This is a genomic window from Geomonas sp. Red276, assembly GCF_054784495.1.
The window spans coordinates 1-16,508 of the sequence record NZ_BLXW01000045.1 but is presented as its reverse complement, the minus strand read 5'-3'; the positions used below and the strand labels follow the sequence as shown (position 1 = coordinate 16,508).

Below are 16,508 nucleotides of genomic sequence, written 5' to 3'. Positions count from 1 at the left end.
CCACCCTACGTTACTGGGCGGGGCCGGGCTCCTGGGGGGCGGGTTCGGCGGGAGAGGGAGAATCGGAGGATCCTTGCGTCTCTTCCTTTACCCCGGTCTGGGGGAGGGCGCCCTTGGCCGGGGCCGGTTGCAGGCGGTAGAGCCTCTTGTAGATCTCCATGGCGGTAGCGACCTTCTTGACGTACTCCCGGGTCTCGCGGAAGGGGATGCTCTCCACGAACTCGTCCTGGGGGAGATCGCCCAGCGACTTCTGCCAGCGGTTGACGTTGCCCGAGCCGGCGTTGTAGGCGGCGATGGCCAGGGTCATGTTGCCGTTGTAGCTGGCCAGAAGGCTCTTGAGGTGCTTCGCCCCCAGCCGGATGTTGAGGTCGGGATGGGTGAGCCGGGAGCCGTCACCCCGCGAGATCCTTTCGGCGGTGGCCGGCATGATCTGCATGAGCCCCACCGCGCCGACCGGTGACAGTGCACCCGGGAAGTAGTTGCTCTCGGTTCTCATCACCGCCCAGACCAGGGTGTCGGGGATGGAGTTGATGGAGGCCTGGTGGGTCACGTCGTCGCGGAAGGCCAGGGGATAGAAGAGGCCCCACATCTGGCCGCTCTCCGACAGCGAGCGCCTCGGCTTCTCCCGGGAGATCAGGTTGAAGGCGCCGTTGTAGTTCCCCATCTCCAGGTAGAGCCGGGCGAGCATCAGGGTGTTCTTTCCCCTCTTGGCGCTCAGCTCGCGCCCCGCCTCGTCGTACAGCCCGAAGGCGATCAGCGCCTTTTCCCGCTCGTAGCCGGCCGGCATGGTGAGCGAATCGGTGAGGTTCCTCGGGGGCTGCGGGAACGCGGATACCGGGCACATCCGGTTGCAGATCAGGGCGTAGTAGCCGAAGGGGTACTCGGAGGCGAGCGTCGAGAAGGCGGACTCGGCCCCCTTGCTGTCGCCGGTGGCGGTCAGCGCTTTGCCGAGCCAGTAGAGCGCCTTCTCCCTGGTCTCGTCGTGATCGGCAAGCTGCCTGAAGAAGCCGGCGGCGGCCTTGTAGTCGCGGGAGAGGTAACTCGTCCAGGCGGTCTCCCAGATCACGGTCGGGGTCCTCTGTGCCGGGTAGGTGTCGAGATACCTTTTGAAAAGTTGCTGCGCTTCCCCCCATTTCTTCTGGAAACGCTTCAGGTAGGCAGCCTCCAGGAGGGCGTCGTCCGCCACGGTGGAGGAACGGGGAACCTCGGCGAGTTTCATGAATACCTGGTACGCCTCGTCGGTCTTGCCGGCCTTGTCGAGCGCCTTGCCAAGCCAGTACCTCGCCTCGGCCAGGTTGCCGTTCGCGGCCCCCTTGTTGATGATGGTGTGGAAGGTGGCTTGCGCATCTTCGTAGTGGCGCGCCTTGAGCTGCGCCTGCCCGAGCTTGAGGCGCACCCGGAAGGCGAAGTCGTCGCTTTGACCGTCGAGCGGGAGCTTGGCCAGGGCGTCGGCGGCATCCCTGCTGCGCCCGAGGTCGTAGAGGGTGACGGCCCGCTTGAAGAGTTCGGCCGGGGTGTAGGAATCGACGGTCACCCCCGCCTGGGCCAGGAATTCAAGCTGGCCGGCCGCCTTCTCCGAGAAGGGGGAGGTGGGGTACTTGAGCCAGAGGCTGCGGAAGATGGAGGCGGCAGCCTTGGAGTCGCCGAGCTTCTCCTTGCAAAGGGCGGAGCCGTAGAGGGCCGAGATGGAGTCGCTCCCGGAGGGGTACTGTTCGATGAAGAGGGTGTAGGTCTCCAGGGCCTCCTTGGGATAGCCGCGGGAGGCGATGGAGTCGCCGTAGAGGATCATGGCCGCCCGGACCAGCCTGCTCTCCGGGTACTGCTGCAAAAGCCGGTAGAGGGGATTGAGCGCCTGGTCGTAACGCTCCAGCTTGGAGAGGGCGAGCGCCTGGTTGTACAGGGCGTAGTCGGCCAGGAGCGGGTAGCTCTCGGCGGCGGACGCGAGTTGGGCGGCGGCCTCTTCCCAGTTCTCGAGCTTTATGTCCGCCATGCCGACCATGAAGGCGCGGGCCCCGGCCTCGCTGCTCTTCAGGGCGGCGGTGCGGGCCCCGTTGAAGTCCTTCACCTTCATGCGCGCCGCGGCGGCGGCGAGGGGGGCGTCGAGGACGTTTCTGGTCGTTACTGCGGAAGCGGGAAGGGTGGCCGAAACTATGATCAATCCGGCTGCGATGACGCGGGAAAACAGCATGGAAAATACGCCTCCGAGGTGCAAGGTTAACCTCCTACTTTTACCGAACCGATGATGAAATAGCAAGGAGAGATTGCCCCATTAAAGATGCCGCGGCTGTAGATCGGCGGTGGGTGGGCATTGACTTTCCGCCGGCGCTTCTGCATTATCCATTAAGAACCTATTCATCACTTTTTCATTGAAATTACCGACCAACCGAGGAGTTCTGCATGCACAGGGGGAGAGGGCCGCGCAAGGGCAGCGGAAAAGATGCCCAGCCGGTGAGGGAGCGCCGACAGGCGCACCAGGGGAAGGAGCACCGCGAGGCGCACCCGCACCCGGGGGGACAGCGGGCAAGCGACCCGGTGCTGAGGCTTTTGGGGAAGGGGGAGCCGGTCCCCTTCAGGCAGATGCTCAAGGCCTTCGGGGTGACCCGCTTCGAGCGCCCCCGCTTCGAGGAGCACCTCGACCGCCTGGTGGATGAGGGGCAGATCGTCAAGCTCCCGGGTAGGATCTACGCCCTTTCCGGCGGCAACTCGCTCAAGGGGAGGCTCTCCATCCACCCGGACGGCTACGGCTTCCTGGCGCCGGAGGAGGGGGGGGAGGATCTCTTCATCCCCCGCCGCTACCTGACCGACTTCATGAACGGCGACATCGTGGAGGCCCAGGTGGTCTCCACCCGCCGGGACGGCAAGCGCGAGGGGAGGGTGACCGCCCTCGTCCAGCGCGGGGTGACCAGCGTGATCGGCCGCTTCGAGGCGATCGGCAAGGGGGGCAGGGTGGTCCCCGACGACCCGCGCCTGTTCCGCGACCTCTTCGTGGCGCCGGGCGACACCAAGGGGGCCCGGGAGGGGGAGGTGGTGCAGGCGACCATCACCTCCTATCCCACGGCGACGAGAAGCCTGGAAGGGATCATAGCCGAGGTCTTGGGCGAGGCCAACGACCCCGAGGTCGAGGTCCTCACCGTCATCAAGAAGTACGAACTCCCCCACCTCTTCTCCAAGGAGGTCATGGCGGAGGCGACCCGCGCGCCGCAAGCTGTCGAGGAGGAGGCGCTCAAAGGGCGGGAGGATCTCCGGGGACGCACCACGGTCACCATCGACGGCGAGACCGCCCGCGACTTCGACGACGCCGTCTCGGTGGCCCGGGACGGGGAGGGGATCACGCTCTGGGTCTCCATCGCCGACGTCTCCCACTACGTCCCCCAGGGCTCCAAGCTCGACGACGAGGCCTACCTCAGGGGGACCTCGGTCTATTTCCCCGACCGCTGCATACCGATGCTCCCGGAGGAGCTCTCCAACGGGATCTGCTCGCTTAACCCCCAGGTGGACCGGCTGACCATGACCGCCGAGATGCACTTCGATCCCCAGGGGGAGATGGTCAAGGCCCGCTTCTATCCCTCGGTGATCAAGAGCGCGGCCCGGCTCACCTACACGACGGTGAAAAAGGTGCTGGTGGACAAGGATAAGGAGACCATCGCCGCCCACACCCATCTTCTCGCGGATCTGCAGCTCATGGAGGAGCTCGCCCTAAAGCTCAACAAGAAAAGGGCCCTCCGCGGCAGCATCGATTTCGACCTCCCCGAGCCGCAGATCATCCTCGACCTGCAGGGGGAGACCACCGCCATCGTGAAGGCGGAGCGAAACCTCGCCCACAGGATCATCGAGGAGTTCATGCTGGCCGCCAACGAGGCGGTGGCGAGCTTTCTGGAGAACACGCCGGTCCCCTCGCTCTACCGCGTCCACGAAAACCCGGACCCCTTGAAGCTCCAGGACCTGGCCGAGTTCGTCTTCGGCTTCGGTTACGAGCTGCAGGTCCTGGACGGCAAGGTGAGCCCGATCGCGTTGCAGAAACTCCTGGCGGAGGTGGAGGGTAAGCCCGAGGAGCGGCTCATCAACGAGGTGCTCCTGCGCTGCATGAAGCAGGCGCGCTACAGCGCCGAGAACCTCGGCCACTTCGGCCTGGCCGCCCCTTCCTACACCCACTTCACCTCCCCCATCCGCCGCTACCCGGACCTGGTGGTGCACCGGATCCTGCGCCGGGTCCTCTCCGGCAAGATGACCGGCGCGGAGAAGGCGCAGCTCGAGGGGAGGCTTCCCGAGGTGGCGCTCCACACGAGCCGCCGGGAGCGGGTCGCCATGGAGGCCGAGCGGGAGATGGTCGATCTCAAGAAGATGCAGTTCATGCGGGACAAGATCGGCGAGGAGTACGACGGCTTCATCACGGGGGTGGCCCCCTTCGGCCTCTTCGTGGAGCTCGTCGATCTCTTCGTGGAGGGGATGATCCCGGTGGCGACCCTCCCGATGGACTACTGGGAGCACCAGGAAAAGGCGCACGCCCTCATCGGCCAGCACTCCCGGGTCAGCTACCGGATCGCCGACAAGCTGCGCGTCCGGGTGGCGGGGGTGAACGAGGCGCGCCGCCAGGTCGAATTCGCCCTGGTGGGAACCCTGGAGAAGCGCCCGGTTTCCCCGCCTCCCGAGGGGGAAATCTACCAGCGGGTACCGGTCAAGGGGAAGCGTCCCAAGCCCAAGCGCCGTTGAAAGCTGTTGCGCTCGCTTTGACCGCTGTGGTATAGCATCGGTTTGTGCTCACCAATGTAAGGACAGGAGAAGAGGGGGTCTATGTCGTCGGATGAAAAGGTACTGCCGTTTCTGGAACACCTCGCTGAACTGAGGAAACGGCTCATTGTCTGCGTGGTCGCCATCGTCATCGGGATGGGTGTCGCGTGGAACTTCTCCAACGACCTCTTGAACTTCGTCGAGAAGCCCCTCACCGGCAAGACCTACCTCACCGATCTAAAGAAGAGCATGTACGGCGAGCTTCAAAAGCGCTACCCCGACGCCTACAAGCGCTACAAGGTGGGGGAGGAGAAGGCGGTCCCCGAGAGGCCCCGGATGCTTAACTACAGCGCGCCCCTGGAGCCCTTCTTCGTCCAGTGCAAGATCTCCATGCTGGCCGGCTTCGTGATCGTCTTGCCGGTGATCTTCCACCAGTTCTGGCTCTTCGTCGCCCCGGGGCTGACCCGCAAGGAGAGGAGGATGGTGGTGCCGTTCGTGACCGCCGCCTCGCTCAGTTTCTGCGTCGGCGCGCTCTTCTTCCTGATCGTCATCTGGCCGGTCATCATCAACTTCTCCCTCTCCTACGAGGCGGCGGGGCTGCAGAGCTGGTTCAACATCTCCGCCTACATCAATTTCTGCCTGCGGCTCATCCTCATCTTCGGCGGGATCTTCGAGCTCCCGATCCTCTCGCTTTTGCTGGCCCGCTTCGGGATCGTCAACTACCGCATGCTGGCCGCCCGCAGGAAGTACGCCCTCCTGGCCAGTTCCATCATCGCCGCCTTCCATGCCGATCTCATCACCATGTTCGTGATCATGATCCCGCTCTACCTCATGTACGAGGTGAGCATCTGGGTCGCGCTGGTCTTCGGTAAGAAGAAAAAGCCGGTCGAGGTCGAGGCGGAAGCGTAAGAAACAGACAAAAACAAGTTCTAGGTTCTACGTTCCAGGTTCTACGTTACAACCTGAACCAGATCGACGATCGCTTTCCCGTCAGCAGGTTCCAGCTTCAAGGTTTGCGCTTTGATGTTTTAACCTGGAACATAGAACGTAGAACATAGAACGAGTCTCAGTTCATGATCATTTTCAGAAACCTCTCCGAGGTAAAAGAGAAACTGCGCCACCCGGCGGTCACCATCGGGAACTTCGACGGCGTCCACCTGGGGCACCGGGAGATCTTCCGGCGGCTGACCGAAAAGGCGCGGGCCCAGGGCGGGGTGTCGGTGGTGATCACCTTCACGCCGCACCCGATGCAGGTGGTCTCTCCCGGCACCGGCGTCAAGCTGATCACCACCACCACCGAAAAGGAGGCGCTGATCGCGGCGGCCGGCATCGACTACCTCTTGGAGATCCCCTTCGACTGGAACTTCGCCTCCATCCCCGCCACCCAGTTCGTGGAGGAGATCCTGGTGGGGACCCTCGGGATGGAGAGCATGGTGATCGGCTACGACTACGCCTTCGGCCGCGGCCGCGAGGGTGACGTGAACCTCCTGAGATCGCTCGGGGAGCGCCACGGCTACACGGTCGATCTCCTGGAGCCGATCTCCAACGGCACCACCATCTACAGCTCCACCGCGGTCCGCAACATGGTGGGGGCCGGCGACGTGAAGGGGGTGCTCTCGGTGCTCGGGCGCCACTACGCGGTGACCGGCACCGTCATCCACGGCGACCAGCGCGGGCGCCTGCTCGGCTTCCCCACCGCCAACCTCTGCGTCCAGAAGGATCTCCTCCCGGCCGCGGGGGTGTACGCCGTGAGGGTCGCCGTCGGCCACGACCACTTCAACGGGGCGTGCAACATAGGAACCAACCCGACCTTCGACGGCCACCGGCTCTCCCTGGAGGTCTTCCTCTTCGACTTCGACGGGGATCTCTACGGCAGGGAGGTGACCCTCACCTTCATCGAAAGGCTGCGCGGGGAGATGCGTTTCCCCAACGTCGACGCGTTAAAGGAAGCCATCGCCAGGGACGTAGCCCGCTGCCGCGCCATCCTGGGGCTCCCGGAAAGCTCGGCCGGCCAGGCCGATCCTGGCCGTGACCTGAGCGGCCGACAAGGAGAATGACCTGGCCAAGCCAAAGATAGACATCAAACTGCTGGCGGGAATCGCCATCAGCCTCTTTTTCCTGGCGCTCGTCTTCAGGAAGATCGAGCTCGACAAACTGACCGCGGCCTTCAAGGGGATGGATTACCGCTACCTGTTCCCCGCCCTGGTACTCACCTTCGTGAGCTATTTTTTGCGGGCGGTCAGATGGAAGTTCCTGCTGTTACCCATCAAGCGGACGCGGCTTTCCAACCTCGTTTCCGCCACCATGATCGGCTACATGGGGAACAACGTATTCCCGGCCCGGCTCGGCGAGTTCATGCGCGCCTATGCGCTGGCCCGCAGGGAGCGGATGGAGTTCAGCGCGGTCTTCGCGACCCTGGTGGTGGACCGCTTGTGCGACGGATTCACCATGCTGCTGGTGCTGGTGGTCGCCTTTTTCACGGTGACCCTGCCCCCCGGGAAGGCGGGGCTTCACCAGCAGCTGATGCGCGGCGGATATCTAATGCTGGGTCTCTACCTGGTGGTCATCGCCTTTCTGGTGTTGCTCAAACAGAGGACGGCATGGACCCTGGGGGTGGTGCGCTGGTTGCTGACCCCTTTGCCAATCCGTTTTTCCAGCAAGATCGAAGATTTGCTGACCTCTTTCATCGACGGGCTCAGGCTCTCGGCCTCGCCGCTGCAGTTCTTCGGCATTGTGGGGAGCTCGCTCGCCATCTGGGCCACCGCCATTTGGCCGGTCGACCTGCTTTTGCGTGCCTTCGGGCTTCCCATGCCGATTTCGGCCTCGCTGTTCATCATGGTTTTCCTGGTGTTCGCCGTGATGATCCCGGCCTCGCCGGGATCGGTGGGAACCTACGAGTACGCCGGCGCGGTGGCGCTCACCGCGCTGGGGGCCAAATGGGAGATGTCGGTCAGTATCGCCCTGGTCATCCACGCCCTCAGCTTCTTCCCGGTCATCCCGGTCGGCTTCTATTACCTCTGGCGGGACAAGCTGTCCGTGAAGGACCTCAGACAAAATAACGAAACTGGAGAGCCTGCGTGAATCAAACCGGAATCCTCAAGAGGCTGGACCCCTTAGCCCTCCTCTCGTTTTTGCTCCCGCTCTTCATATACCTTTTGACCCTGGCCCCCTCGGTCACCTTCTTCGACTCAGGCGAGTTCATCACCGCCACCGCGTCCCTGGGGGCCGCCCACTCCCCGGGCTATCCCCTCTTCATCAACTACGCCAAGCCCTTCACCTGGCTCCCCCTGGGGAGCATCGCCTTTAGGGTCAACCTGGCCACCGCCTTCTCCGCCGCGGCCGCCTGCTACGGCGTCTTTCTCCTGACGAGCCATATCCTCAAGGACGAGGAGTTCCTGGCCGGCCCCCGCGGCCGCTTCTGGAAAGGGGCCATCTCGCTGGCCGCCGCGCTCGCCTTCGCCGGCACCCCGAGGCTGTGGCTCCAGTCCAACCATGACAAGCCGTACCCGATCCTGGCCTTCATCTGCGGCATGGTCTTCTACCTCATGCTCCGCTGGCGCGAGGGGTACCTCTCCGGTGAGGAGCGCCCCTCCTACGTCTACCTGGGGGCCTTCCTCTGCGGGCTGGGGACCGGCGCCCACCAGATCGTGGTGCTGATGATCCCCTGCTACGCCTGGCTCCTTATCTCCGCCGACCGCCGGGTCTTTCTCCGCTTCAAGGAGATCGTCATCGCCGTCGCCTTCGGGCTTTTGGGCTTCGCCATCCAGCTCCACATCATCGTGCGCGCCTTGAGGAAGCCGCTTCTTAACTGGGGGGATTCCAGAAACCTGACCCAGTTCCTCTGGACCATGCTCCGCAAGGGGTACCCGGTCGAGCCCCCGGTCCGCGACTTCGAGCTCCTCAGGTACCAGGTGAACGCCTTCAACGTCCCCTTCGAGTTCACCGTGGCCGGGGTCGTCCTCCTGTTCATCGGGCTTGCCGTGCTCTTCAGGAAGAAGATGTACCTGGTGCTCGCCTACCTGATCGGGGTGGCCTCCTTCCTCCTGGTGATCGTCGGCTACTTCAACACCCCCAAGGAGACCATCTTCCTCACCGAGGAATTCTTCACCCCGCTCTACCTTTTGAGCGCCGTCTTCATCGGGGTGGGGTGCTATGCCGTCATCCGCGAGATCCTCACCCGGCTTCCCGGGGACCTGGCGGGGATGGCGGTGGTCCGCTTCACCCTGTTGGCCCTCGTCTTCACCTTGCCGGTCGCCATCTGCGGCCTCAACTACCGCGAGAACGACCAGCACGAGAACTACATCGCCTACGACTACGCGGAGAACACGCTCCGCTCGCTGCCGCAGGGTGCCGTCATGTACACCTGGGGGGACTCCGGCGCCTTCCCGCTCTGGTACGTCCAGGGGGTGGAACGTATGCGCGAGGACGTGCTCCTGCCGCATACCCCCCACCTGGTCTTCGACTGGTACCTCGACACCTTCCCCGATCTCTTCGCCAACTCCGCCATCAGGAGGATGCCGCTCGAGCAGAGCGCGCCGGAGAATAACCTCGCCGTCTCGATCCAGGAGCAGCTCCCGCTCCGTCCGGTCTACGTCGACTTCTCCACCCGCTACACGGTCCCCTTCCCGCAGCTCATCCTGCAGCAGGACGGCATCGTCTACCGGCTCCTCCCCGGCGGCTCGCCGCTGCCGCCTCCGGTCGACATCTGGCCGTACTACAGCATGCGGGGGATCGCGCCCGACAGCGGGATGTTCTTCCGGGACCTCGACACCGGCAAGGCGATCCTGATCTACGCCTCCGCCCATATCGAGGACGCGGAGACCAACTTCAAGCAGGGGAACACCCAGGCCGCCCTGCGCGATCTCGAGCAGGCGAGCCGGATGGCCCCCGAGGTGATCCCCCAGGTGCAGCAGATGCTCTCCAACTACCGGGTGCGCTGATGATTACCGGAAAGACCACCCTGGCGGGGATCATCGGCTTCCCCATTGCCCACTCGCTTTCGCCGGTGATGCATAACGCCGCCTTTGCCGAGCTCGGGCTCGACTGGTGCTTCGTCCCCTTCCCGGTCCACCCGGACCGCCTCGCCGAGGCGGTGGCGGGGCTCTCCGCCCTGGGCGTGGCCGGCTTCAACGTGACCATCCCCCACAAGGTGGCGGTGATGCCGCTTCTGGACGAGATCTCCGACGAGGCCCGCCTGATCGGCGCGGTCAACACGGTGGTGGTGCGGGAAGGGAGGATGACCGGCCACAACACCGACGGGATCGGCCTGGTGGCCGCGCTTCGCGAGAAGCTCGCCTTCTCGCCGGCCGGCCGCTCGGTGCTGGTGGTGGGGGCGGGAGGCGCCGGCCGGAGCGCGGTCGCCTCGCTGGCCCTTTCCGGGGCGGCCCGGGTCGAGATCGCCAACCGCTCGGTGGAGAAGGGGAGCGACCTCTGCCGGTCGCTTGCTCCGCACCTTTCCGGCTGCTCGCTCGCTGCGGTCTCCCTGGACCGGCTGTCCGACCCGGGGTACCTGGCCTCTTTCGACCTTCTCGTCAACACCACCTCGGTGGGGATGAAGGAGGACTCCCTCCCCGGGCTCGCCCTGGCCGGCCTTCCCGAAGGCTTCGCCGTCTACGACATGGTCTACGCCCCGCCGGTCACTCCTCTCATGCGGGAGGCGGTCCGCCACGGGGTCCCCAGCGCCAACGGGCTGGGGATGCTGGTCGCCCAGGGTGAGGCGGCGTTTTATCTCTGGACCGGGGTGCACCCCCCGAAAGGTTGCATGGAGAGAGCCCTGACCGCTTACCATTCATTAGGTAAGCCTTGACAACGCCGCGATTACAAAATACCATTCGAAGTTATTGAACTTTGAGGTCCGTATGCACGTAAGCAGACTGGGTGAACTCCTGGTCGGGAACAACCTGATCACCAAGGAACAGCTTCAGCAGGCACTCGCCGAGCAGAAAGCGGCCGGGGGAAACCTGCGCCTTGGTTCCATACTGGTCCGCGACTCGCTGATCAGCGAGGCCGACCTCACCTCGTTTCTCTCCAAGCAGTATGGCGTCCCCACCATAAACCTGACCGATTACGACGTCGATCCGGCGGTGGTCAAGATCATCCCTGCCGAGGTGGCCACCAAGTACCAGATCGTCCCGGTCAACCGTGCCGGCTCCACGCTGATCATCGCCATGAGCGATCCGTCGAACATCTTCGCCATCGACGACATCAAGTTCATGACCGGCTACAACGTGGAAGTGGTGGTGGTGGCCGAAAGCGCCATCAAGGCCGCCATCGACAAGCTCTACGACCAGACCGCCTCGCTGGCCGACGTGATGAACGACCTCGAGATGGACGACCTCGAGGTCATGGGGGACGAGGAGGACGTCGACCTCACCCAGTTGGAGCGCGCCACCGAGGACGCCCCGGTCGTCAAGCTGGTCAACCTGATCCTAACCGACGCCATCAAGAAGAAGGCTTCCGATATCCATATCGAGCCCTACGAGAGGAGCTTCCGGGTCCGCTACCGGATCGACGGCATCCTCTACGAGGTGATGAAGCCTCCGATGAAGCTCAAAAACGCCATCACCTCCCGTATCAAGATCATGGCCGAGCTCGACATCGCCGAGCGCCGCCTGCCGCAGGACGGCCGCATCAAGATCAAGCTGGGTGGCGGCAAGGACATGGACTTCCGCGTCTCGGTCCTGCCGACCCTGTTCGGCGAGAAGATCGTCATGCGGCTTTTGGACAAGAGCAACCTGCAGCTCGACATGACCAAGCTGGGCTACGAGCCGGAAGCCCTGGAGGCCTTCAAGCGCGAGATCCACAAGCCGTTCGGGATGGTGCTGGTCACCGGGCCGACCGGTTCGGGCAAGACCGTTTCCCTCTACTCGGCGCTCTCCGAATTGAACAAGGTGACCGAGAACATCTCCACCGCCGAGGACCCGGTCGAGTTCAACTTCGCCGGCATCAACCAGGTGCAGATGCACGAGGACATCGGGTTGAACTTCGCGGCGGCCTTGAGGGCCTTTCTCCGCCAGGACCCGGACATCATCATGATCGGCGAGATCCGAGACTTCGAGACCGCCGAGATCGGGGTCAAGGCGGCCCTCACCGGCCACCTGGTCCTCTCCACCCTCCATACCAACGACGCCCCCTCGACCATCAACCGTCTCCTCAACATGGGGATCGAGCCGTTCCTGGTCGCCTCGGCGGTCAACCTGATCACCGCCCAGAGGCTCGCCCGGCGTGTCTGTTCGGAATGCAAGGTGGTGGAGGAGATCCCGGTCCAGTCCCTCATCCAGGCCGGCATCCCCGCCCACCAGGCGCCGGGGGTGGTCTGCTACCGGGGGGCCGGCTGCGCCAAGTGCAACAACACCGGCTACAAGGGGAGGGTCGGTTTCTACCAGGTCATGCCGATGATGGAGCCGATCCGCGAGCTGATCCTAAACGGCGCCAACACCGCCGAGATCAAGCGCGAGTCGATGCGGCTCGGCATCAAGACCATGCGGCAGTCGGGACTCACCAAGCTGATGGAAGGGGTCACCTCGTTCGAAGAGGTGCTCAGGGTGACCGTGGCGGACGACTAACCAACCCCATCTGCGAAAAGGTATCGGGCGGCGTTTTCAACAGCACAAGGAAGGTTACATGGTCAATTTTCATCAACTGCTCAAGGATCTCGTGGAGCGCGGAGGGTCCGACCTCCACATCACCACCAACACCTCCCCCCAGATCCGTATCGACGGGAAGCTCACCCCGATGGACATCCCGCCGCTCACCCCGGTTGAGACCAAGCAGCTCTGCTACAGCATCCTGACCGACTCGCAGAAGCACCGCTTCGAGGAGGACAACGAGCTCGACCTATCCTTCGGCGTCAAGGGGCTCTCCCGTTTCAGGGGGAACCTCTTCATCCAGAGGGGGGCGGTGGCCGGGGTCTTCAGGGTCATCCCCTACAAGATCCTCACCTTCGACGAATTGGGGCTTCCCCCTGTTGTCAAGATGCTCTGCGACAAGCCGCGCGGCCTGATCCTGGTCACCGGGCCGACCGGAAGCGGCAAGTCGACCACGCTCGCCTCGATGATCGACCACATCAACATGTCCCGCCGCGACCACATCGTGACCATCGAGGACCCGATCGAGTACCTCCACCCCCACAAGGGGTGCCTGGTCAACCAGCGCGAGGTGGGGGCCGACACCAAGAGCTTCAAGCACGCCTTGAAGTACGTGCTGAGGCAAGACCCGGACGTGGTCCTGATCGGCGAGCTCCGCGACCTGGAGACCATCGAGGCGGCGCTCACCCTGGCGGAGACCGGGCACCTCTGCTTCGCCACCCTGCACACCAACTCCTGCGCCCAGACCATCAACAGGATCATCGACGTCTTCCCTCCCTACCAGCAGACCCAGGTGCGGACCCAGCTCTCCTTCGTGCTGGAAGGGGTGCTCTCCCAGACCCTGGTCCCCAAGATGCACAGCCGCGGCCGCGCGCTGGCCTTGGAGGTGATGGTCCCCAACCCCGCCATCAGGAACCTGATCCGCGAGGACAAGGTGCACCAGATCTACTCCCAGATGCAGGTCGGCCAGGACAAGTTCGGGATGCAGACCATGAACCAGTGCCTCATGGCGCTGTTAGCCAAGAACATCATTTCCATCGACGAGGCGCTCGGGCGCTCGCCGGAGCCGGACGAGCTGAAGCAGATGCTCTCGCCGGGCTCCTCCATGCCCCGGCGCCCGCCGATGAGATAGCCAAACCTTCCGGCGCGGCCGATAAAAGGAGCATACGGGAATGCCCAAGTACAGTTGGGAAGCCAGGAGCAAGGCGGGAGCCACCCAGAAGGGGGTCATGGATGCGGCCAGTGCCGCCGCCGTCGAGACCCAGCTAAAACGTTACGGTTTCAGCAGCATCACGGTCAAGGAGGCGGGGAAGGGGCTCAGCATGGAGCTCAAGATCCCCGGCCTTTCCGGCGCCAAGAAGATCGACACCAAGGACCTGGTCGTCTTCACCCGCCAGTTCGCCACCATGATCGACTCGGGACTTCCGCTCGTGCAGTGCCTCGATATCCTCTCCTCCCAGCAGGAGAACCCGACCTTCAAGGACGTCCTGATCAAGGTCAAGGAGAGCGTCGAGAGCGGCTCCACCTTCGCCGAATCGCTCGCCCGGCATCCCAAGGCCTTCGACCAGCTCTACGTCAACCTGGTGGCGGCCGGCGAGGTCGGCGGTATCCTCGACACCATCCTCAACCGACTGGCGGCCTACATCGAGAAGGCCATGAAGCTCAAGAAGCAGGTCAAGGGCGCCATGGTCTACCCCGCCACCATCATGTCCATCGCGGTCATCGTCGTCGGCGTCATCCTGGTCTTCGTCATCCCGACCTTCGCCAAGATGTTCGCCGACTTCGGCGGCGAGCTGCCGGCGCCGACCCGCTTCGTCATCGCCCTGAGCCATTTCATGACCAAGTACATCCTGGTCCTGATCGCCCTCGGCTTCGCCGCCAAGTGGGGGGCCGGGAAGTACTACCAGACCCCCGCCGGCCGCAAGAACATCGACCGGATGGCCCTCAAGGCGCCGGTCATCGGCCCGCTGGTGCGCAAGGTCTCGGTGGCCAAGTTCACCCGCACCCTGGGGACCATGATCAGCTCCGGCGTCCCCATCATGGACGGCCTCGACATCGTGGCCAAGACCTCCGGCAACAAGATCGTCGAGGAGGCCATCTACAAGGTGCGCCAGTCGATCTCCGAGGGGCGCACCATGGCCGAACCGCTGGCCGAGTGCGGGGTCTTCCCCCCGATGGTGGTCCAGATGATCTCCGTCGGCGAGGCGACCGGCGCCATGGACACCATGCTGAACAAGATCGCCGACTTCTACGACGACGAGGTGGACGACGCGGTGAGCGCCCTCACCGCGATGATGGAGCCGATGCTCATGGTGTTCCTGGGGACCACCGTCGGCGGCCTGGTCATCGCCATGTACCTGCCGATCTTCAAGCTCGCCTCCACCGTCGGCGGATAGCCGATGCCCGAAGTCAGAAGGATCGTCTGGTCGATACTGCTGCGGGTGGTGATCGCCACCGGTTTCCTCGCCGCCCTTTTCATGCTTCACCTCCCCAACAGCGAGAGCTATGCGGAGGGGGCGCTGGGGGTGATGACCCGGCTGGTGATCGCGACCTACCTCTTCTCGCTCATCTCGCTCATCTCCCTTAGGTTCTCGGGGCGGCAGCTCAAGGCGGTGAGCTACGCCCAGATCGTGTGGGACCTCTTCCTGGTCACCACCCTGATCCTCATCACCGGCGGTGTCGCCTCCCCGTACGCGTTTCTCTACTTTCTCTCCATCGTAAGCGCCAGCGTCCTTTTGTCGCGTTCGGAGGCCTACTACACCGCCTCCCTTTGCGTCATCCTCTACGGCTCGATACTCGATTTCCAGTACTACGGGAGGCTGATCCCCTTGGGGCTCGGGCCGACCATGTCCCACCAGGTCGGGGCCGGCTACGTCTTCTACCTGATCTTTCTCTACAGCCTCTCCTTCTACCTGATCGCCTTTCTGGCCGGGAGCCTCTCGGAACGGGCGCGCGTCTCGGAGACCGCGCTCAAGGAAAAGGTGGTCGACTACGAGGAGCTGGAACGGCTCCACAGTTCCATCGTCTCCACCATCGACTCGGCCCTGGTTACCCTCTCCTCCGGCGGCAAGATCCGGGTCTTCAACCGCTACGCGGAGCTTCTTACCGGGTTCTCCCAGCAGGAGGCCTACGACCGGCCGGTGGACGAGCTCTTTCCCGGGCTTTCGCCCTACCTCGGCGGGGTCTTCGGGGTCTCCCACGGCGACTTCGTCCACCACGCCAAAAACGGCCACGAGCTCCTGCTCTCCTTCAAGTCGGTGCCCCTGGCGGGAAAGGAAGGGGATGAACCGGGGGCGCTTTTGGACATCAACGACCTGACCGACATCAAGCGGATGGCCGGGGAGCTGAAACGGGCCGACCGCCTGGCCGCCATCGGGGAGCTCTCGGCCCGCATGGCCCACGAGATCCGCAACCCGCTGGCCGCCATCAGCGGCTCCGTGCAGCTCGTCTCCCAGCGGGAAGGGGCCGACGAGAAGGACCGCCGGCTCTTCTCGATCATCGTGCGGGAAACCGACCGTCTCGATACGCTGCTGCGTGACTTCCTCCTTTACGCGAAACCTTCCCAGCCCGCCCCGGTCCCCCTGAACCTCCGCCGCCAGGTGGCCGACGTGGTGGCCCTTTTGGGGAGCGACCCGCGCCTGGCCGGGGTGAACATCGACAACCGGGTCCCCGGCGACCTGGTGCTCACCTTCGACAAGGACCACTGTGCGCAGATCTTCTGGAACCTCTTCGTAAACGGCGCCGAGGCGATGGCCGGGGGAGGGGAGATCCAGGTGGAGGCGGAACAGGTCAATGGGGAGGGGAGCGAGCGGGAGATCCGCATCTGCGTGAGCGACGACGGCTCGGGGATGAGCGACGAGGTGGTGAAGCGGGTCTTCGAGCCGTTCTTCACCACCAAGAAGGGGGGGACCGGCCTGGGCCTTGCCACCGTGTACCGGATCGTGGAGACCCACGGCGGCCGGGTCTCCGTCGCCAGCCGGCTCGGCGGGGGGACCATGGTCACCCTCTACCTCCCGAGCTAAACAAACAGTTCTATGTTCTATGTTCTATGTTGGGGGCAAAGACTTTCCTGATTAGCGCCAATCTTCCGCTGGAAGACAAGCGCGACATATTACGTCGTAGGTGGTTCATATAATCACGGCACATTCCATCCGAGGAGGCTGCCGTGAAGAATCGTTTCCAGTTCCAGTCAGG

The 16,508-nt window shown here is 64.0% G+C and carries 11 protein-coding genes; 10 read left to right on the top strand and 1 reads right to left on the bottom strand.

Translation table 11 applies throughout. The features are described 5' to 3' along the window. Positions 1 to 10 precede the first annotated feature (10 nt). Positions 11 to 2,188, bottom strand: a complete 2,178-nt coding sequence (locus ACYVL5_RS20950; RefSeq protein ID WP_460597515.1) for a lytic transglycosylase domain-containing protein — start codon at positions 2,186 to 2,188, stop codon at positions 11 to 13. Positions 2,189 to 2,397: 209 nt separating this feature from the next. On the opposite strand from ACYVL5_RS20950, the gene rnr reads away from it, so the two are divergent. The 10 genes from rnr to ACYVL5_RS20900 all read left to right on the top strand — a co-directional run bounded on the left by rnr (position 2,398) and on the right by ACYVL5_RS20900 (position 16,336). Next, positions 2,398 to 4,710: a ribonuclease R family protein gene (gene rnr, locus ACYVL5_RS20945; protein ID WP_460597514.1), complete on the top strand. Its 2,313-nt coding sequence runs from the start codon at positions 2,398 to 2,400 to the stop codon at positions 4,708 to 4,710. Between the two features lie 81 nt (positions 4,711 to 4,791). Then, positions 4,792 to 5,637, top strand: coding sequence for a twin-arginine translocase subunit TatC (tatC, locus tag ACYVL5_RS20940; protein WP_460597513.1), 846 nt, complete (start codon positions 4,792 to 4,794; stop codon positions 5,635 to 5,637). A 164-nt stretch (positions 5,638 to 5,801) separates the two neighbouring features. Further along, on the top strand, positions 5,802 to 6,785 hold the full coding sequence (locus ACYVL5_RS20935) for a bifunctional riboflavin kinase/FMN adenylyltransferase (protein ID WP_460597512.1): 984 nt from the start codon (positions 5,802 to 5,804) through the stop codon (positions 6,783 to 6,785). A gap of 1 nt (position 6,786) precedes the next feature. Next, a complete protein-coding gene (locus tag ACYVL5_RS20930; RefSeq protein WP_460597536.1) occupies positions 6,787 to 7,809 on the top strand; it encodes a lysylphosphatidylglycerol synthase transmembrane domain-containing protein in 1,023 nt (340 codons plus the stop codon). Beyond that, positions 7,806 to 9,668, top strand: coding sequence for a protein O-mannosyl-transferase family (locus ACYVL5_RS20925; protein WP_460597511.1), 1,863 nt, complete (start codon positions 7,806 to 7,808; stop codon positions 9,666 to 9,668). The genes ACYVL5_RS20930 and ACYVL5_RS20925 overlap by 4 nt, the downstream gene beginning before the upstream one ends. Beyond that, complete coding sequence (locus tag ACYVL5_RS20920) at positions 9,665 to 10,534, top strand: shikimate dehydrogenase (RefSeq protein WP_460597535.1); 870 nt, start codon at positions 9,665 to 9,667, stop codon at positions 10,532 to 10,534. Before ACYVL5_RS20925 ends, ACYVL5_RS20920 begins: the two co-directional genes overlap by 4 nt. Before the next feature lie 52 nt (positions 10,535 to 10,586). Further along, on the top strand, positions 10,587 to 12,293 hold the full coding sequence (gene pilB / locus ACYVL5_RS20915) for a type IV pilus assembly protein (RefSeq protein ID WP_460597510.1): 1,707 nt from the start codon (positions 10,587 to 10,589) through the stop codon (positions 12,291 to 12,293). 58 nt (positions 12,294 to 12,351) lie between these two features. Further along, a complete protein-coding gene (locus ACYVL5_RS20910; protein ID WP_460597509.1) occupies positions 12,352 to 13,446 on the top strand; it encodes a type IV pilus twitching motility protein PilT in 1,095 nt (364 codons plus the stop codon). A 40-nt stretch (positions 13,447 to 13,486) separates the two neighbouring features. Next, positions 13,487 to 14,710: a type II secretion system F family protein gene (locus tag ACYVL5_RS20905; RefSeq protein ID WP_460597508.1), complete on the top strand. Its 1,224-nt coding sequence runs from the start codon at positions 13,487 to 13,489 to the stop codon at positions 14,708 to 14,710. Between the two features lie 3 nt (positions 14,711 to 14,713). Continuing rightward, on the top strand, positions 14,714 to 16,336 hold the full coding sequence (locus ACYVL5_RS20900) for a two-component system sensor histidine kinase NtrB (protein ID WP_460597507.1): 1,623 nt from the start codon (positions 14,714 to 14,716) through the stop codon (positions 16,334 to 16,336). Positions 16,337 to 16,508: the final 172 nt, after the last annotated feature.